Consider the following 18,579-nt stretch of genomic DNA (forward strand, 5'->3'; position numbering starts at 1 on the left):
CCCGAGTGCCACACGAGGGGCCAGCGTCAGGCCGACAGTTCGTTTTCCAGGCGTTCAAGCTCGGCGACGACGGCGGCCCGCTTTGGCGAGCGCGGCGGCAGGAGCCTGAGGGCGGCAAGCCGGACGTCGACGTCGTTCTTCGCCTCGGGCAGCCCGGCATACTTGAGCAGCGCCTCGGCACTGCCATCGTTGAGGACCGCCTCGCGCAAGAGCGCCGAGACCTTCTCGCGGAGTTCCACGATGCCGGGCGCTTCCGAATGCGGAAGGACGGCTCCTTTGTAGATCTCCAACGCGATGCGGTGGGCGCCCCGCTGCAGGCAGGACAGAACCTGGGCGGCATCCTGGCCGAGGTCGATCGGGAGCCGGTATGGGCGGGATTCCGGGACGGCAGCGGGGTCGAGCTCGTGGAGTACCTTGCGCAGTCGTACCATTTCGGCCCGCAATGTCACGCTGGAGCCATCTCCCGGATACAGGGCCAGGGCGAGCTCCTCGGCGCTGAGCCCCTCGGGACGGGTTCCCAGCAATGCCAGGATCTCGCTGTGCCTCGCGGAAAGCGGAATGCTGCGCCCTCCCATGCTCAACAGGGCCTGGTCCCGGCCCAGCAGCTGGAGGCTGTTCCGGTACAGCCCGGTGCCCTGGCGGGAGCCGACGGCGGAAGGCGAGTTCCGGCGTCGGGCAGGCGCAGAGTGCTTGGTGGCCGCGAGCTGGAGCCTTTCCACGCGCAATTGCGCTTGCGCTGCCGCCACGGTTGCTTCAACGAGGGAAAGCGTGTGGGGTGCGACGGCCGCTTCCGTGCCGGTGATGTCGACGACGCCGAGAAGGGCGCCGGAGTCAGGGTCGTGGAAGGGCACCGCGGTGCAGCTCCACGGGTGGACCGCGCGTTTGTAGTGCTCTGCGCCGGAAATCTGGATGCCTCGGCCCAAGGCGAGCGCCGTGCCGGGCGCACTCGTGCCCACCGCGGCTTCGGACCAGTCTGCGCCGGCGACGAACATCATGCCTTCGGCACGGCGCCGCATCGCGGGATTTCCGTCCACCCACAGCAGGCGGCCCAGCTCATCCCCCACGGCGACCAGCAGCCCGCTTTCATAGCTGGGCTGGATGAGGAGCTTCTGGATGACCGGCATGATGGTGGCCAGGGGGTGTTGGCGGCGGTATTCCTCCAGCTCGTCGAGGACCATGGCCACGGGTGCCTCGGGCTGGTCCGGGTTCGCCTTGAGCTGCGCGGACCGCTGCCAGGATTCCTTGATCAGGCTGCGTAAACCGGGAAGCTCCGTGACCTCGGGAAGCCCGTAACGCCACGATTCCAGTTGCTCGTGCCCGGCGCGGGCATGATGCTGCAGCAGCTCGGCGGCGTCGTTGACCGAAGCTGCCGGATGGATCGGATTCTTCATCGAACTCCCAAAACCGGACGCAGCACAGTACGGGCCAGTCTAGTTGCGTCGCGCGGCTTTGCCTACGGGTCAAGCGAGCGCCGCTAGGCGCGCGAGATCTCGATCATGTCCTCGCGCGGAACCACCTTGATGCGTTCGCGTACGACGCCGGCATCCGGGTTTTCGGCGCTCCATCCGGCGCCGAGGGCTACTTCGTGCGCATCGAGCTTGTTCCAGCCTTCCCACGTGGTGTACTCGATGCCCCGTTCTTCCAGGAGGTTGATGATGGCCTGCGGATCCGGGTTTTCGGCAGGGGGCAGGGTGAGGCGGTCCTCCAGGAGGCAGCCGATGGTCTCCAGCGCATCGCCCTTGGTGTGCCCGATCAGGCCGACGGGTCCGCGCTTGATCCAGCCCGTGGCGTAGATACCGGGTACCGGCTTGCCGTCGGCATCAAGCACCCGTCCGCCGTCGTTGGGAATGACCCCGCGGCGGGCGTCGTATTCAAGCTCGTCCAGCGGCGAACCGTGGTAGCCGATGGCGCGGTAGACGGCCTGGATCGGATAGTCCACGAACTCGCCGGTGCCCTTGGCGTTGCCTGTGCCGTCCAGTTGCATGCGCTCGAACTTGATGCTGGAGACTTTCCCGGAGCCATCTTCGGAAACGATCTCTACCGGGCTGTGCAGGAAATGCAGGTGCAGCCTGCGGGACGAGGGCTGCTCGGCTTCGGCATGTTCCTCGACGAGCCAGTTGGTCAGCGTGTTGACCATGGTCTTGATCTGGTTGTTGCTGCGGATGGCCTCGTCCGAGGCTTCGTCGAATTCGAAATCTTCCGGGTACAGCACAATGTCCACGTCGTTGGAGTGCGAGAGCTCGCGCAGTTCCAGCGGGGTGAACTTGATCTGGGCGGGGCCGCGGCGGCCGAAGACGTGAACATCCGTGACAGGGGAGGCTTTGAGGCCGGCGTAGACGTTGTCCGGGATTTCGGTCACCAGGAGGTCATCGGCGTGCTTGGAGAGCATCCGGGCCACGTCCAGCGCGACGTTGCCGTTGCCGATGACTGCTACTTCCTTGGCATCGAGCGGCCATTCGCGGGGCACGTCCGGGTGTCCGTCGTACCAGGAGACGAAGTCGGCGCCGCCGAAGGAGCCTTCCAGCTCGATTCCCGGGATGTTCAGGTCCGCGTCCTTGATGGCCCCCGTGGAGAAGATCACCGCGTCGTAGAAGGCGCGGAAGTCGTGCAGCGTGAGGTCGCGGCCGTACGTCACGTTACCGAGGAAGCGGATGTCTCCGCGGTCCAGGACCTTGTGAAGCGCGTTGACGATGCCCTTGATACGGGGGTGGTCCGGGGCCACGCCGTAGCGAATCAGGCCGTACGGCGCGGGGTATGCCTCGAAAAGATCGATGCTGACCTCGACGTCGCCATCCTTGACCTCGTTCGATTTGGTCAGGATGTCCGCGGCGTACACGCCGGCCGGTCCTGCGCCGACAATGGCGACGCGCAATGGACGTTTTGGGGTGGTTTCGGCCGAGTTGGACACCGTGAACCCTTCTGAGACGGGAATCCGCCCCGCGTGGTGGGGCGCGCAGTTTCCAATTCTAGTTCTCAGTTGTGGCCGGAGTGTCAGTACGTGGCGGGAGGTGACACAACCGGGCGAGGAAACTCACACTGACTTTCCGGCCGTACGGTCAGGAATAGCTTCGCAATATGTGATGTTGTTGACTTTGTGTCTACGCCCGAGCAAACCGTGCCCGCCCAGTCCGCTACCTCCAGTGCTCCTGCAGCTGCCACTGCCGCCACGGCCGCTGCTACAGCAAAGAAGGAGACGACGGCGGGCGTGGTGTTCGGGATCGGGGCGTACGGTCTGTGGGGGCTGCTTCCGCTCTACTTCCTGGTGCTGCAACCCGCCGGAGCGGTGGAAATCGTCGCCAACCGAGTGGTGTGGTCGCTCATTTTCTGCGCCCTGCTCATCACCATCACCCGGACATGGCGCCTCCTGGGCAATGCCTTCAGGGACAGGGCCGTCCTGGGACCACTCGCCCTTGCTGCCGGCCTGATCGCCATCAACTGGCTCACCTACACCTTCGGTGTCACCACCGGACACGCAGTCGAAGCCTCCCTCGGCTACTTCATCAACCCGCTCGTGTCGGTGCTCCTTGGCGTCTTCGTCCTGAAGGAAACGCTCCGCCCGCTCCAGTGGGCCGCCGTCGGGATCGGCTTCATCGCCGTCGGCGTCCTGACGGTTTCCTATGGCAAGCTGCCGTGGATCGCTTTGGTCCTGGCGTTCAGTTTCGGACTCTACGGTTTCGTCAAGAAGCGCGTAGGGCCGAAGGTCAACGCCATCACGAGCCTCACCGTGGAGACCGTGGTCCTCGCTCCGATTGCCGGCGCCACCATGCTCATCCTCAGCCTCACGGGAGCCGGAACTTTGGGCAGCAACGGCCCGGGCCACTTCTGGCTTCTGGCGGCTTCAGGCATCATCACCGCCGTGCCGCTCCTGTTCTTCGGTGCCTCCGCACGCCGCCTGCCCATGACCACGATCGGCCTGCTGCAATACTTCGCGCCGATCCTCCAGTTCATCGTGGCCCTGGCAGTCTTCCACGAGGCCATGACCCCAGACCGCTGGGTGGGCTTCGGCATCGTGTGGCTTGCGCTGCTGCTCCTGACCCTCGACATGCTGCGCACGGCACGCAAGAACTCGGTCATCAGGAAACGCGCACGGCTCAGCGCGGCCTAAACAGCCCGCCTACCCCCGCACCACCAGGGGACATGCCCCTCGTTAAACGCGAAGGATGGACATAGTCACACTATGTCCATCCTTTGCGTGTAGAGGTGGGCATGTCCACCTGAAGGTTGTGGCTAAGCGTTGGCCTTGATGGCCGCTGCCAGGACCTCGAGGCCGTCCTGCAGCAGTTCGTCACTGATGACCAGCGGCGGCAGGAGGCGAATCACGTTGCCGTAGGTGCCACAGGTCAGGATGATGACGCCTTCCTGGAGGCACGCGCCGGCAACAGCCTTGGTCAGTTCTGCGTTCGGTTCCTTGGAGCCGGCCTGGACCAATTCGATTGCCAGCATGGCACCGCGGCCGCGGACGTCACCGATAACCGAAACTTCAGCAGCGAGCTCACGCAAACGGCCGAGTGCGATTTCCTCAATGTGGCGGGCGCGGGCGTTGAGGTCGTGCTGCTCCATGGTGCCGATGGCAGCAAGGGCCGCCGCACAAGCAACCGGGTTGCCACCGTAGGTGCCGCCGAGGCCGCCCGGGTGGACGGCGTCGAGCAGGTCTGCGCGGCCGGTGATGGCGGACAGCGGGAGGCCGCCGGCAATGCCCTTGGCCATGGTGATGATGTCCGGGACAACACCCTCGTGGTTGACGGCGAACCATTCACCCGTGCGGCAGAAACCGGACTGGACCTCGTCGGCAATGAAGACGATGCCCTTTTCCTTGGCCCATGCGGACAGTGCCGGCAGGAAGCCTTCGGCCGGGACAATGAAGCCGCCCTCGCCCTGGATCGGTTCGATGATGATCGCGGCAACCTGGTCGCCGCCGATCTGCTTTTCGATCATGGTGATGGCGCGCTTGGCCGCCTCGGCACCGGTGATCTCCGGGTTTTCCTCGCGGAACGGGTAGCTCATCGGCATGCGGTAGACCTCGGGCGCGAACGGGCCGAAGTTGGTCTTGTACGGCATGGCCTTGGCGGTGAGTGCCATGGTCAGGTTGGTACGGCCGTGGTAGGCGTGGTCGAAAGCGACGACCGCGTCACGGCCGGTTGCCAGGCGGGCCACCTTGACGGCGTTCTCCACTGCTTCGGCGCCGGAGTTGAAAAGCACGGTGCGCTTCTCGTGGTCGCCCGGGGTGAGGCGGTTCAACTGCTCGGCGACGGCGACGTAGCCTTCGTACGGGGTGACCATGAAGCAGGTGTGGGTGAAGTGCGCTGCAGCGTCCTGGACGGCGGCGACGACGGCGGGGTCCGAAGCGCCCACGCTGGTGACGGCGATGCCGGAGCCGAGGTCAATGAAGGAGTTGCCGTCGACATCGCGGATGATGCCGCCGTCGGCGTCCTCAACGTAAACCGGCACGCCCGAGGACACGCCGGCAGCGACGACGGCCGCGCGGCGCTCGTTCAGGGCCTGGGACTTGGGGCCGGGGAAGGCGCCGTTGATGCTGCGCTTCTGGTCCAGGCGGTAGGTGATTTCATGTGCTGTTGCGGTCATGATGGTTCTTTCTTTCTTACTGGTGCGTGCCGTGTTTGGGCCAGGACTTAGGCGTCAAGGGCGGACATGACGTGCTTGATGCGCGTGTAGTCCTCGACGCCGTACATGGACAGGTCCTTGCCGTAACCGGACTGCTTGAAACCGCCGTGCGGCATCTCAGCGGTCAGCAGGATGTGGGTGTTGATCCAGACAGCACCGAAGTCCAGGTCGCGGCTCATCCGCATGGCGGTGCCGTGGTCCGTGGTCCAGACGCTGGATGCCAGGGCGTATTCGACGTCGTTGGCCAGCTCGAGTGCCTCGGCCTCGGTGGTGAACTTCTGGACGGTGATGACGGGTCCGAACGTTTCCTTCTGGACGACGTCGTCGCTCTGCTTGGCGCCGGTGATGATGGTGGGCTCGAAGAAGAAGCCCTTTTCACCCGCACGGTGGCCACCGGTTTCGATCTTGCAGTTGGCCGGCAGGTGCTCCACCACCGAGTTCACGGCGTTGAAGTGGTTCACGTTGTTGAGCGGGCCGAAGTAGTTTTCGTCGTCGTTCTGCGAACCGGTGTGCAGCGTCTTGGTGTGTTCCACCATGGCGGCAACCATGTCGTCGTGAATGGAATCTTCAATCAGCACGCGGGTGATGGCCGTGCAGTCCTGGCCGGCGTTGAAGAAGGCGAATTCGGCGATTGCCGCTGCGCTCTTCTTGATGTCGGCGTCCTTGAAGACAATGGCCGGGGCCTTGCCGCCGAGCTCCAGGTGGGCACGCTTGAGGCCCTTGGCCGCTCCGCTGGCCACGGCAATGCCGGCACGAACCGAACCGGTGATCGAGACGAGGCCCGGGACCTTGTGCTCGACCATCATGGAGCCGGTGGCCCCGTTGCCGAGGACCACGTTGAGGACGCCGGCAGGGAAGATCTCCCCCGCCAGACGGGCCAGGACCAAGGTGGATTCCGGAGTGGTGTCCGAGGGCTTGAGAACAACGGTGTTGCCTGCGGCGAGGGCGGGTCCGATCTTCCAGATGCCCATGAGGAACGGGTAGTTCCACGGTGCAACCTGGGCCACGACGCCGATCGGTTCGCGGCGCACGTACGAGGTGTGGCCCTCGAAGTACTCGCCAGCGGACTTGCCTTCCATGATGCGCGCGGCGCCGGCGAAGAAGCGGAGCTGGTCTGCACCAGCGGCAACTTCTTCGGACGCGATGAGGGCGCGGACCTGGCCGGTGTTGCGGTGCTGTGCCTCAACGAGCTCGTCGTTGTTGGCCTCGATGGCATCAGCGAGCTTGAGCAGCATGAGCTGGCGCTGGCCAGGCGTGACATGCTTCCAGGACTTGAAGGCTTCTTTCGCCGCATTCATGGCAGCATCGACGTCGGCCTCCGTGGAGATAGGCGCATGAGCGACAATCTCGCCGTTGGTGGGGTTCACAATGGGCAGCAGTTCGGTGCCTGCCGGCGTGACGAACTCGCCGTTGATGAAGTTCTGCAAGGTTTGGACCACGGTGTACAACCTCTTTCGGTGTCTAGGCATTGGTTGCAGCTGCTCCGAGCCTATGCCAGCACCCCGCGGCGCGGAATAGTCAGGTGCACACCCCGACCACCACGACTTAGTGCGAATGACCAGTGCCGGGATATCCTTTTTGGCATGGCAATGTCACTCGCCGCGCTCGTCGCCGTCCCTTCTCTTCGGCTCCGTAAAGCCGGCCTCGCAGAAACCACCTGGAACGAAGATATCCGCTGGGTGGCCGTGACCGAGCAAGAGGATCCCCAACGCTTCCTCAACGGCGGCGAGTTGATCCTGACCACAGGACTCAGGCTCAGTGGGGCCGCGGAACAGCGCCGCTTCGTGCGCCAGGTCCAGCGCGCGGGAGCCGTCGGCATCGGCTTCGGCACCGGGCTGACCCACGAGGCCGTGCCCCCTGCCCTCATTGCGGAGGCGAACCGATGGGGGCTGCCCCTCGTGGAAGTCCCGTACGAGACCCCCTTCATCGCCATCGGCAAACTCGTCGCCGATTCCCAATCCGCCGACCACTACTCCAAGCTGGAGCGCCTCATTGCCGGTCACCAGATCCTGGCCCGGGCCCTGCTGACCGGCGGCGGGCTCGGCGAATTGCTCAAGCAGTTGGGCAGCATGCTCCGGACAGACATAGCGCTCACGCAGTTCAGCGCCCAGCTCTACAACAGCGTGGCCGGCAACCCCGCGCCGACGGCTGACGACTGGGCGTCCTTCCCCATCCCGACTGGCCGCCGCGACGCCTGCACCCTATGGATCAAGCAACCCTTCGGCGACACCGGGATTGTCAGTTATGCGCAGAACCTGATCAGCGTGGAACTCAACAACATGGTCAAGCAGCGCCAGAGCCAGCGGGCTTTGGCGGGCCAGGTGCTGGACGATGTCATCCACGGAACGCTGGACACGGTGGAGGGCGCCCGCCGCCTGGCCGGCGTCGGAATCAACAGCACACGCAAGAACGTGGTCCTGTTGGTGGTCTCCGCCGCCCACCACAAACAACTCAGCAGCACATCGCTGCCGCAGTCGCTCGACGGCGGGGTGACCGCCGTCGTCGGGAAGGACCTGGTGACGGTAGTGCCCGACGACGGCAGTTCCGCGAGCGCGCTCGCCAAGGATCTCAGTGACCACCTTCTGGAAGCGGGGATCCACGCGGTGATCGGGATCGGCGGCGCCTACACCAAACCGAACGGCGTTCGCTGGAGTTATTTCGAAGCGCGCGACGCCGTGGCGCACGGTCTGCCGGTCAACGAACCTGAGCGGCTCAGCCTGACCTCGCTGTTGCTGGCAAGCGAGGATGTGCCGTTGGCCGATATGGCCAGTGAGGCGCTCACTCCCCTGCGCAAGTTCGACGCCGCTCATGGCTCGGAGCTCGTTTCGACCCTCGAAAGCTACCTCAACCACAATGGTTCGGTGGCCGCCGTCGCCGAAGCCCTGACCCTGCACCGCAATACGGTGCGCTACCGCTTGGCGCAAATCACGGACCTTACCGGTTACGACCCGGTCCAGACGCCTGACCGGGTGCAGCTGTGGCTTGCCCTGGCGGTGCAACGGCTGGGAGCGCGCAACCCGCGCTGAGGTCCCCTCCCGCCGCCGGCCGTCCCCTGCCGCCGTCGGCCGTCCCCAACTGACTCGCAGTAGTTGTCGTTTTGAGCGCTGAAAACGACATTAACTGCGAGTTAGTTGGGCTCCCACGGCGGCCCAGAGAGATTCACCACAAAACTTCCCACCCCAAACGTCAAACGTCTAACCTTTAAGCATGGCCTCAACTCACCCGACTCCCCACGCAAGAGAAGCAACAACTGTGCCGGCCACCGGCGGTACCGTGGCGCCGAAATCCCGGGTGGTCGCCGCCGTCGGGATCATCGCCGTCATCCTGATCGGCCTGAACCTGCGCGCCGGCATCACGAGCGCCGCCGCGCTGTTCCACGATTTGCAGGCATTCCTCGGCTATGGGGCGCTCGTGGCGTCGATTCTTCCTTCCATCCCCTTGCTGTGCTTCGCCGTGGCAGGATTGGGCACCTCCTGGCTGTCGCGCCGGATCGGCGTCGAGAAGTCGATCTTCGTGGCGCTGACAATGCTGGCTGCCGGGCTCCTGGTCCGCAGCGTCCCCGCGACCGGCGCCCTCCTCGCCGGAACAGTGTTGGCCATGTCCGGCCTGGCGGTTTGCAACGTGGCCATGCCGTCGTACATCCGCGAGCACTATGCAAGCAAGACCTCCATGATGACCGGCCTCTACACGTTCACCATGTCCGGCGGTGCCACCTTCGCCGCGGCAGTTAGCGTGCCCTTGGCCCAGCAACTGGGCTCGCCGTCGATGGGCCTTGCGGCGTGGGGCCTCCTTGGCGTCGCCGCACTTCTTGGCTTCCTCCCGATGGTCCTCCACACCCATCGCTCGTCACGCAAGGCCAACCAGGAGCACGTATCGATGTGGCCCCTCCTGCGCACGCGGCTGGGATTCCTCATCACTTCAATCTTCACGTTGCAGGCCCTCCTGGCGTATGCCGTGATGAGTTGGTTTGCCTACATCCTGACAACCCAAGGACTCAGCGCCTCCGAGAGCGGCCTCCAGTTCGGACTCATGCAGCTGGTTTCGGTGGCCGCCGGCATGATCCTGCTGGCCATCGGCTCGCGCCCTGGCATGATGCGGCCCGCCCTGTACCTGGGTAGCGGGACCACCCTTCTGGCAATCCCCGCAATGCTGCTGCTGCCGACGTCGTTCGCGGCAGTTCCAGCCGTGATGTTCGGTTTCGGCCTGGGCATCTTCCCGCTGGTCCTGGTGATCATCAGCCGCAGCGGGCGTACGACGGCGGAGACCACCGCCATGTCCACCGTCGCCCAGTCCGTGGGGTACTTGATTGCGGCTTTGGGACCGTTCGGCATGGGCCTGCTCCACAGTGCTACGGGCGCTTGGACCCTCCCCCTGGCACTTCTTGCCGCGGTGGCTCTGGCCCTCATGGTGACCTCCCACTTGCTGACCAGCAAACGCACGCCGATCAAGGCCGGACCAAGGCCTGTGGCATGAGCCTGATACCGTCGCACCGGCCCGCCCTGGCCGAGGAAGTCACCAGGCAACTGCGCGGCATGATCCAGTCCGGAGAGTGGCCGCTGCAGGAGAAGATTCCGGCCGAGCCGGAACTCATGGCCTCGCTCGGAGTCTCCCGCGGCACACTCCGCGAAGCCATCAAAGCCTTGGCACACAGCGGCATGTTGGAGGTTCGCCGCGGTGACGGCACCTATGTCCGGGCCACCAGCGAGATCTCCGGCGCAGCCCAACGTATGTACAAGGAACATACGCAGGAGCACGTAGTCGAGGTCCGGGTGGGGCTCGACACCCAAGCCGCCCGACTGGCCACGAAGCATGCCACGGCCGAGGACATCGCCGCCATGCGGGCCCTCCTCCAAGCACGCCACGACGCATGGCTCGCGGCCGACTACCCCGCCTGGGCCCGAGCAGATTGGGATTTCCACGAGCGGGTGGCCCTGGCTTCGGGCAACCCGTTGCTGCACCAGTTATATGTGTCCTTCGGCGGGGTCTTCCATGACGATCTCCTGCGCCAACAACGCAAGGCCGGATTCAACGGGGTGCCCCACGAAGGCCACGACGAACTCGCCGACGCCATCGAGGCACGCGACGAGGCCGCCGCCGTCGCGAGCGTTTACCGCAACCTGGACTTCGCCGCGGAGTGGCTCACCCACTGACGCTCGCTCACATCTGACGGGTTTTTCCCTGACGCTCGCTCACCTCTGACGGGCTTTTGACCAACGCTCGCTCACATCTGTCGGGGTTTTGACTGACGCTCGCTCACATCAGACGGGTTTTTGACTGACGCTCGCTCACATCTGTCGGGGTTTTCCCCAACGCTCGCTCACCTCAAGTGAGCGAGCGTTTGAGGAAAAGCCGTCATAAGTGAGCGAGCGTCCGCAGGAAACACCTCATAAGTGAGCGAGCGTCCGCAGGGGCCCGGGTATCTAGGCCGGAGCGGCACTCGTCAGCTCAACACCGGCATCAGCTGCCTCGCGGAAGGGTGCGTCGATGAGCACCACGTCGAGGCCGGCTCGCTGCAGCAGGCTCGCGGCGACGCTGGCCCGGTAGCCGGACGTGCAATGCACCCAGATCCTCGCAGTCGGCAATTCGTCCAACCGGAGCAAAAGCTCATGCAGCGGAACATTCACTGCCCTGGACACATGGGCGGCGGCAAATTCCTCGGTACGGCGCACGTCCAGCACTGTTTCATCCGGGGCTCGGTCCCGCACCAGCCCAATCCAATCACTCACCGGATAGCGCACCAACGGAATGCCTGACGCCAACGCCCCGGGGTTCTCACCGACTGCCGCATCAGGGGCTTCGATGCCGATCCTTGCGAGGTCGCGGATGGCCTTTTCGACGTCGTCGTGGGCGCCCAGCAAGGTCAGCGGCTGGTTCCATGGCAGGACCCAACCGAGGTAGCTCGTGAAGCTCGATCCCGTCCCGTATTCAAAGGCCACGCTGCCGCGCAGGTGGCTCGCAGCGAATGCGACCCGATTGCGCAGGTCCACCACCCATTCTCCGGCCTCTAGCCGGCGCTCCAGCTCCGCGGATTCCACCGATTCCGGCACGTCCAGCACGGCCGGACCGGGACCGGCAGAATTCAGTGGATTCATGTGCGCGTAATAGCTCGGGTAAGCCGTGACATTGGCGAGCAGTCCGGCCACGAAATGGTCCTCATCAGGGTCGGTGAGCGCATGGTTGGAAGCCAACTGTTCCGCGATCGTCGAGGCCTTCGCTTTCGAGGCCGGGCCGACTGAACAGAAGGAGCCGAAGCCGTGCGTCGGGTACAGGGCGGCCTCGGCCCCGGCTTCCTCGACGAGCCTGCGCACCGAAGTGTATTGATCATGGGCCAGGCCGCGGGTGTCTTGCGGGGCAATCAGATCCGTCCGGCCGACGGAACCGTACAGCAAACTACCGCCTGAAAACACTGCTACCTTGCCGCCGTCGTGCGCTTCATCCCGTACCACGTACGAAAGGTGCGTGTGCGTATGGCCCGGAGTCGCCACTGCCTTGACGGAGAGGCTGCCCACTGTGAACGTCTGTCCGGGAAGAACAGGCTCACGCTCAAACGCCACCCTATCCGCGGCATTCACCAAGTAACGGGCGTTGTGGTCCCGGGCAAGGATGAGGCCACCCGTGAGGTAGTCGTTATGGAGGTGGGTCTCAGCGACATGCGTGATGGTGACACCGGCGTTTCGCGCTGCTGTTTCGACGCGGTCGGTGTCACGCTGGGGGTCGATCACGAGTGCCACCGTGCCGTCATGTACGAGGTAGCTGCGGTCCCCCAGTTGGGACGTTTCGACGACGACAACTTCCATGACGAGAGTCTAACCCCGCCCACTTAAAAGCAACGCGGGGTCACTTACGGCCCATTCCGATGTTCCGGATGGGCGCTAAGTGACCCTCCCCACCCGCCCCCTAGCCTCGCAAGCTCGGCCAGGGAACCCTGCGGGTGTGGGCCCCCGTTGCTTGGGGTAGGGAGTCCTAGACCTGTGCGGCCACGCCGTCGCGGGAAATGTCCACCATGTCCTCACGCGGCACAACCTTGATGCGTTCGCGCTGGACCTCGACGCCGTGCGACGTACCGGCGTCGGAAGCGGCGGCGCCCAAAGCAAGCTCGTGGGCATCCAGGGCCAGCCAGCCTTCCCAGCTGGTGAACTTCACGCCGCGGGCGTCCAGGAGCTCGACGACGGCGTCCGCCTCGGGAACGGCGGCGAGCGGCAGGTTTTCGCGGTCTTCCAGGAGGTAGGTGACCGTCTCCAACGCGTCACCCTTGGTGTGGCCGATGAGGCCGATGGGGCCACGCTTGATCCAACCCGTTGCGTACAAGCCCGGAACGTGCTCGCCGGAAGCGTCCAGCACGCGGCCGCCGTCGTTGGTTACGACGCCCTTCTTGTGGTCGAACTCGACGTCGGGCAGCGCCGAACCGAAGTAGCCGATCGCACGGTACACGGCCTGGACCGGGTAGTCGACGAGCTCGCCGGTACCGCGCGCGTTGCCGGTGCCGTCCAGTTCGGTGCGCTCGAAGCGGATCCCGGCGACGCGGCCGGGCTCGTCTGCGGAGTCCACGATCTCCACCGGGCTGTGCAGGAAGTGCAGGTGCAGGCGACGGGAGGCCTTGAGTTCGGAGAGGTCCTCAGGCTGCTCGGCGATCCAGTTGGTGAGCGTGCCCACCATGGTCTTGGTCTGGTTGTTCGTCTGGATCTGGCGGTCCGACTCGTCGTCGAACTCGAAGTCCTCGGCGTAGAGGATGATGTCAACGTCCTTGGAGTGGGACAGCTCGCGCAGCTCCAGCGGCGTGAACTTCACCTGTGCCGGACCGCGACGGCCGAAGACGTGAACGTCCGTGACCGGGGAATCCTTGAGGCCGGCATAGACGTTGTCCGGAATTTCGGTGACCAGGAGGTCGTCGGCGTGCTTGGAGAGGACACGGGCCACGTCAAGTGCCACGTTGCCGTTGCCGAGCACGGCCACGGAGGTGGCTTCGAGCGGCCATTCGCGGGAAACGTCGGGGTGGCCGTCGTACCAGGAGACGAAGTCAGCGCCGCCGAAGGAGCCTTCCAGCTCGATGCCCGGGATGTTCAGGTCCGCGTCCTTGATGGCGCCGGTGGCGAAGATGACGGCGTCGTAGTGCGTACGCAGGTCTTCGATGGAGATGTCCGGGCCGTAGTCGACGTTGCCGAAGAAACGGATGTCGCCGCGGTCCAGGACCTTGTGCAGGGCATTCACGATGCCCTTGATGCGGGGGTGGTCCGGGGCAACGCCGTAGCGGATCAGGCCGTAGGGGGCCGGGTAGCGGTCGAAGAGGTCGATGCTGACCGTCAGCTCGCCGCTCTTGACGGCCTCGCTCTTGGTCAGGATGTCAGCTGCGTAGACGCCTGCCGGGCCGGAGCCGACGACGGCGACGCGCAGCGGACGTGCGGCGGTTCCTACGGTGGTGCTAGATGACACGGCTGTGTTCCTTTTCAGTGTGCTTCCCAACTAGCTCGCAATTGTTGTCGTTTTGAGGGCTCATAACGACACCTACTGCGAGCTAGTTGGGTGAGGGGCTAGGGGGTAACGACGCGGGGCTTGTTGGGGGTCAGGGTGCTGTAATCAGCGGTCTTGAAATGTTCGGGGGCGAACGGGCTGACACGTACGACATCGCCGATCACAATCACTGCGGGATTTGCGACGCCGGTGGCCTCGGCTTGCTCGGCAATGGTTGCCAAAGTGCCGATCGTGACGCGCTGTTCGGGCATGTAGCCGTTCTCTACGATACCCACTGGCGTGTCCAGGGGCATTCCGGATTCGGCGAGGGCAGCGGCGGATTCGCGGAGTTTGGCAACACCCATGAGCAGGATCACGGTGTGGTCCGGTCGGGCCGGAACTTCGGACAGTTCCTCGTGGCCGGTCACCACGCTGAAGCCCTTCGCAAGTCCACGGTGCGTCACGGGAATGCCTGCCGCTGCCGGCACGGAGATCGCCGACGTGACACCGGGAACCACTTCAACCTCGACGCCGTTCTGCCGGCAGAATTCCGCTTCCTCGCCGCCGCGGCCCAGGACGTAGGGGTCGCCGCCCTTGAGCCGGACCACGCGGTGGCCAGCCAGGGCTTCTTCCACCAGGATCTGGTTGATCTCGAGTTGCGGCACGGGATGATGGCCGGGAGTCTTGCCGACCTCGATCACGCGGACGTCGGGAGCAAGTTCCTGCAGCAAGTCGCGCGGTCCGAGGCGGTCTGCCACGACGACGTCGGCCTGGCCCAGGAGGCGCCGGCCGCGGACGGTGATGAGCCCGGAATCGCCGGGACCGCCACCCACGAGGGCGACGCTTCCGGTTGAGGCACGACGACGGCGGAGCGGGAGGTCTCCCGTTTCAAGTGCGGTGGCAACGGCGTCGCGCAGCGCCATTGCACGGCGAGGGTCTCCGCCGGCGTTGATGGCGATCTTCACGTCGTCGACAACAGCGACGGCGGGGGTCCAGGCTGCCGAGGATTCGTGGTCCGAGGCGTTGACGCACCAGATGCGCTGCGCCTCGGCGTCGGCCGCTACCTGGGCGTCCACGGCGGCAACGCCGGTGGCCGTCTGGACGAACCACACGCCGTCGACGTCGGAGGAACGGTAAGTGCGTGGCTCCCAGGTGAGCAGGCCGGAGGCGGCGAGTTCGCGGAGCGCGTCAGAGGCAACGGGGGCCACCACGGTCACCCGGGCGCCGGCGTCGAGCAGTCCCTTGGCGCGTCGCGCAGCTACGGGTCCGCCGCCCACCACCAGCACCGGGCGGCCGAGCAGCCGCAGGGCTGTGGGGTAGATGTCCTGTATTGCCATGAAAAAACTGTAGGGCCGGGCCGTAACATGCTTCAAAGGTCCGGAAACACCAGTTCACGCTAGGTAACCCTGCGTCACATTACGCTTGCGCGGCGGGCGCCTCCCAGCCGATCGCCGGGGCCACGTATTTGGCGATGTTGCCCAGCAGCTTCATGTTGTATTCCACCCCGAGTTGGTTGGGCACGGTAATGAGCACCGTGTCCGCTGCCTGGACCGCGGCGTCCTGCGCGAGTTCCTCGGCCAAGGCATCGGGCTCGCCGACGTAGCTCTTGCCGAACCTCGACAGTGCGCCGTCGAGCATGCCCACTTGGTCGCGGTTATCCACCTGCGCGCGGAGTCCGAAATAGCGTTCGTCCTCGCCGTCCACCACGGGAATGATGCTGCGGCTGACCGAAACGCGCGGCTCAAAACCGTGCCCGGCGGCTGCCCACGATTCCCGGAACATGCTGATTTGTTCGGCCTGGAGCTGGTCGAAGGGAACCCCGGTGTCCTCGGTGAGGAGTGTGGAACTCATGAGGTTCATGCCTTGTTCCGCGGCCCAGACGGCGGTCTTGCGGGTGCCTGCGCCCCACCAGATGCGCTGCGGCAGCCCGGGCGACGTCGGCTGGATCGGCAGGAGTCCACGGCCGCCGCCCATGAAGGAGGGATCGGCTTCGGCCACTCCATGGCCGGCGATTGCGTGCCGGAAGACCGCGGTGTGGCGGCGGGCCATCGCGGCGTCGTCCTCACCCTCGGCAGGGGCGTAGCCGAAGTACCGGGCGCCGTGCAGGGCTGGCTCGGGTGAACCACGGCTAACGCCCAACTGGAGCCTGCCTTGGCTGATGAGGTCGGTCGCGGCTGCCTCTTCTGCCATGTAGAGCGGGTTTTCGTAGCGCATGTCGATCACGCCCGTGCCCATCTCGATCCGGCTGGTCCGGGCCGCGATGGCCGCCAACAGGGGGAACGGCGAGGACTGCTGGCGCGCAAAGTGGTGCACGCGGAAGAAAGCTCCGTTGATGCCGAGTTCCTCCGCCGCAACCGCGAGGTCGATCCCCTGCAGCAGGGCGTCGCCAGCCGAAGGAGTCAAGGAGCCTTGGACGGGTCCCCAATGGCCGAAGGAAAGAAAACCGATTCGTTTCATGCCCGCGTCAACCACGCGGCGGGCCGGGGAATTCCTTAGGTGCGTGCGCGGCGAGGCGCGCCTTCCGAAAGAAGAAGCGCCCGACGGCGGGTGCCCCGGTCCGCCGTCGGGCGCACCCGTTCAGGTGAGCCTGGTGATCTGGACCTCTACGCTCAAGACCGATCCCCCGCCGCCGGAAAGGATCCCACGCACGGGCGCAACGTCGCGGTAATCCCGGCCGCGCGCCACCGTCACATGGAGGTTGCCTGCCGGTTTGTGGTTGGTCGGATCCCAGCTGCACCACTGTCCCGTCCACCACTCAAGCCACGCGTGGGACTGTCCGGCAACGGCCTCCCCTATGGCCGCATCCGGGACCGGGTGGATGTAGCCCGATACGTATCGCGCCGGAATGCCCAAGCTGCGCAAAGCGGCGATACCGAGGTGGGCCAAATCCTGGCAAACACCCTTGCGCTGTTGCCAGACTTGCTCGGCATTGGTGCTGACGCCGGTAACCCCCTTGACATACTCCATGTTGGCCCGCATCCATTCCATGACGGCGGGGGCGGCCTCCGCGGGTTCCAAGCCCTCCGCCACGCGGGCCACGGCCTTGCGGATCTCCTTGCCGATGGCCGTAAGTTGTGAAGGCGCAATCCACTCGCTGAAGGCGTCAGTAGTAGTGCTGGAACGGATCTCGTCCCAACCAATTTCGGACGACGACGACGGCGGGCCGGCGCTGCGGTCCACCTCGACGGTGGACACGGCAGTCACTTTCATCTCGCCGTGCCGGTGCTGCATGTCGAAGGTGCTCACCCGGGAGCCCCAGTAGTCCCGGTAGCTTCCGACGGCGGCCTGCGACGGCGACACTTTCAGCTTGGATTCCAGCACCACCTGCTGGGCATCACTCATCGGCGTCAACCTCGCCTCGTTGTAGGACCGGGTCACGTTCTTCTTGTACTTGTATGCCGTGGTGTGCACGATGCTGAGCCGGGTCATGAGACTTCCCCTATCCATTCGAGTTCAGAGGCCTGGTTGAAGTATTTGCGGGAGACGGCCTCGGAGGCTTGACTGACCGCCCTCTGGACACGTTCCATGTGCTCCGGCAGTTCCTCAATGAGGTTGTCCGTGCGGTGGAACTCCAGGAAGGTGCGGGCCTGCCCCACCACCCGCCGGGCGTCGTCGATGAAGCCTACCCGTTGCGCAGAGGGATCCAGCTTGGAAAGGCACTCTTCGGCGTCCCGCAGCGCGTACACGATGGAGCGGGGAAAGAGCCTGTCCAGGAGGAGGAATTCGGCAGCATCCTGGTCTCCGGAGGATCCACCCCTGTTCCGCAGGAATGATTCGTAAGCACCGGCGCAATGGAGCATGTTCACCCATGAGAGGCTTCCGGAGAGCAAGTCCCGTGTAGAGAGCATGCGCGCCGTCATGTCGGCGCGTTCCAGCGAACGCCCCAACACCATGAAGAGCCAGCTGTCGTCGTGGCTGACCGTTGAGTCGGCGGAGCCGGAGACCATAGCGGTGCGTTCAAGCACCCAATGGCAGAAGCGGTATGTTCCCACCAGGTCCTTGCGTTGCTTCTTGAGTCCGTTGTGGGTGGTGTTCAGTCCTTCCCAGAGACTTGACGACACCGTTTCCCGGGCGCGTCTGGCGTTCTCCCGGGCCGCGGAGAGCGATCCTGCGATGGACGTGGGGCTCGCCTTGTCATAGGCCAGGCATTTGAGGAGCCGATCCAGCGTCACGGCCTCCGTCCCGGGGTCAGAGCCCATCAGGGCCATGAGGTTCCTGGAGACGCGGTTCTGCTCGTCTTCGCCTAGGCCATTGAGGCGTTCGAGGTGGACGTCCAGGATTCTGGCCGTTCCGTCGGCCCGCTCCACATAGCGGCCGATCCAGAACAGCGATTCAGCGATACGGCTGAGCATGTTTCTACCTCCTGTGGCTACGGATAGGGGTGTTGCCTTCGGCGTTCACTGCTCGGCACCGCGTTTCACTGGTCAGCACCGTCCCGCCAGTTGCTTTCGACGGGCCAGACCGAGACCTGTTCACGGACCGTGATGGAGGAACGGGGCAGCTCCGCTG

14 protein-coding genes are annotated in these 18,579 nt (G+C 65.1%); 4 read left to right on the plus strand and 10 right to left on the minus strand.

The annotated features are described in order from the left end of the window. Window positions 1-26 precede the first annotated feature (26 nt). Both NFJ07_RS20155 and NFJ07_RS20160 read right to left on the minus strand, forming a co-directional pair. Window positions 27-1,391: a GAF domain-containing protein gene (locus NFJ07_RS20155; RefSeq protein WP_269997240.1), complete on the minus strand. Its 1,365-nt coding sequence runs from the start codon at window positions 1,389-1,391 to the stop codon at window positions 27-29. A gap of 83 nt (window positions 1,392-1,474) precedes the next feature. Beyond that, window positions 1,475-2,908: an FAD-dependent oxidoreductase gene (locus tag NFJ07_RS20160; RefSeq protein WP_269997241.1), complete on the minus strand. Its 1,434-nt coding sequence runs from the start codon at window positions 2,906-2,908 to the stop codon at window positions 1,475-1,477. A 186-nt stretch (window positions 2,909-3,094) separates the two neighbouring features. On the opposite strand from NFJ07_RS20160, the gene rarD reads away from it, so the two are divergent. Further along, window positions 3,095-4,105 (plus strand): EamA family transporter RarD, encoded by a 1,011-nt coding sequence (gene rarD, locus NFJ07_RS20165; protein ID WP_269997242.1) that lies wholly within the window; start codon window positions 3,095-3,097, stop codon window positions 4,103-4,105. A 122-nt stretch (window positions 4,106-4,227) separates the two neighbouring features. On the opposite strand, the gene gabT is transcribed toward rarD, so the two are convergent. Then, a complete protein-coding gene (gabT, locus tag NFJ07_RS20170) occupies window positions 4,228-5,583 on the minus strand; it encodes a 4-aminobutyrate--2-oxoglutarate transaminase (protein WP_269997243.1) in 1,356 nt (451 codons plus the stop codon). A 47-nt stretch (window positions 5,584-5,630) separates the two neighbouring features. Next, complete coding sequence (locus NFJ07_RS20175; protein WP_269997244.1) at window positions 5,631-7,061, minus strand: gamma-aminobutyraldehyde dehydrogenase; 1,431 nt, start codon at window positions 7,059-7,061, stop codon at window positions 5,631-5,633. Window positions 7,062-7,205: 144 nt separating this feature from the next. Here NFJ07_RS20175 and NFJ07_RS20180 point away from each other — a divergent pair, with 144 nt between their 5' ends. The 3 genes from NFJ07_RS20180 to NFJ07_RS20190 all read left to right on the plus strand — a co-directional run bounded on the left by NFJ07_RS20180 (window position 7,206) and on the right by NFJ07_RS20190 (window position 10,772). Then, entirely contained in the window at window positions 7,206-8,648 is a 1,443-nt protein-coding gene (locus NFJ07_RS20180; protein WP_269997245.1) for a PucR family transcriptional regulator, read from the plus strand. Between the two features lie 181 nt (window positions 8,649-8,829). Beyond that, window positions 8,830-10,095 (plus strand): MFS transporter, encoded by a 1,266-nt coding sequence (locus NFJ07_RS20185; RefSeq protein WP_269997246.1) that lies wholly within the window; start codon window positions 8,830-8,832, stop codon window positions 10,093-10,095. Continuing rightward, window positions 10,092-10,772 (plus strand): FadR/GntR family transcriptional regulator, encoded by a 681-nt coding sequence (locus tag NFJ07_RS20190; protein ID WP_269997247.1) that lies wholly within the window; start codon window positions 10,092-10,094, stop codon window positions 10,770-10,772. Before NFJ07_RS20185 ends, NFJ07_RS20190 begins: the two co-directional genes overlap by 4 nt. Window positions 10,773-11,042: 270 nt before the next feature. Here the strand turns inward: NFJ07_RS20190 and NFJ07_RS20195 are convergent, their stop codons facing one another. From NFJ07_RS20195 to NFJ07_RS20220, 6 genes are all read right to left on the minus strand, one after another. Next, window positions 11,043-12,419: an MBL fold metallo-hydrolase gene (locus tag NFJ07_RS20195; RefSeq protein ID WP_269997248.1), complete on the minus strand. Its 1,377-nt coding sequence runs from the start codon at window positions 12,417-12,419 to the stop codon at window positions 11,043-11,045. 166 nt (window positions 12,420-12,585) lie between these two features. Beyond that, window positions 12,586-14,052 carry an FAD-dependent oxidoreductase gene (locus NFJ07_RS20200; protein WP_269997249.1) on the minus strand — a complete coding sequence of 489 codons (1,467 nt, stop codon included), beginning with the start codon at window positions 14,050-14,052 and terminating at the stop codon, window positions 12,586-12,588. A 98-nt stretch (window positions 14,053-14,150) separates the two neighbouring features. Then, window positions 14,151-15,407, minus strand: a complete 1,257-nt coding sequence (cobA, locus tag NFJ07_RS20205) for a uroporphyrinogen-III C-methyltransferase (protein WP_269997250.1) — start codon at window positions 15,405-15,407, stop codon at window positions 14,151-14,153. Between the two features lie 79 nt (window positions 15,408-15,486). Next, complete coding sequence (locus NFJ07_RS20210; protein WP_269997251.1) at window positions 15,487-16,527, minus strand: LLM class flavin-dependent oxidoreductase; 1,041 nt, start codon at window positions 16,525-16,527, stop codon at window positions 15,487-15,489. Window positions 16,528-16,647: 120 nt separating this feature from the next. Then, entirely contained in the window at window positions 16,648-17,499 is an 852-nt protein-coding gene (locus tag NFJ07_RS20215) for a transglutaminase family protein (RefSeq protein WP_269997252.1), read from the minus strand. Continuing rightward, the gene (locus tag NFJ07_RS20220; protein WP_269997253.1) at window positions 17,496-18,422 is read right to left on the minus strand and encodes an alpha-E domain-containing protein; all 927 of its coding nucleotides are present in this window, start codon (window positions 18,420-18,422) and stop codon (window positions 17,496-17,498) included. Before NFJ07_RS20220 ends, NFJ07_RS20215 begins: the two co-directional genes overlap by 4 nt. Between the last annotated feature and the right edge of the window lie 157 nt (window positions 18,423-18,579).

Origin of the sequence: Arthrobacter sp. B2a2-09, from assembly GCF_027587375.1 — a bacterium.
GTDB lineage: Bacteria > Actinomycetota > Actinomycetes > Actinomycetales > Micrococcaceae > Arthrobacter.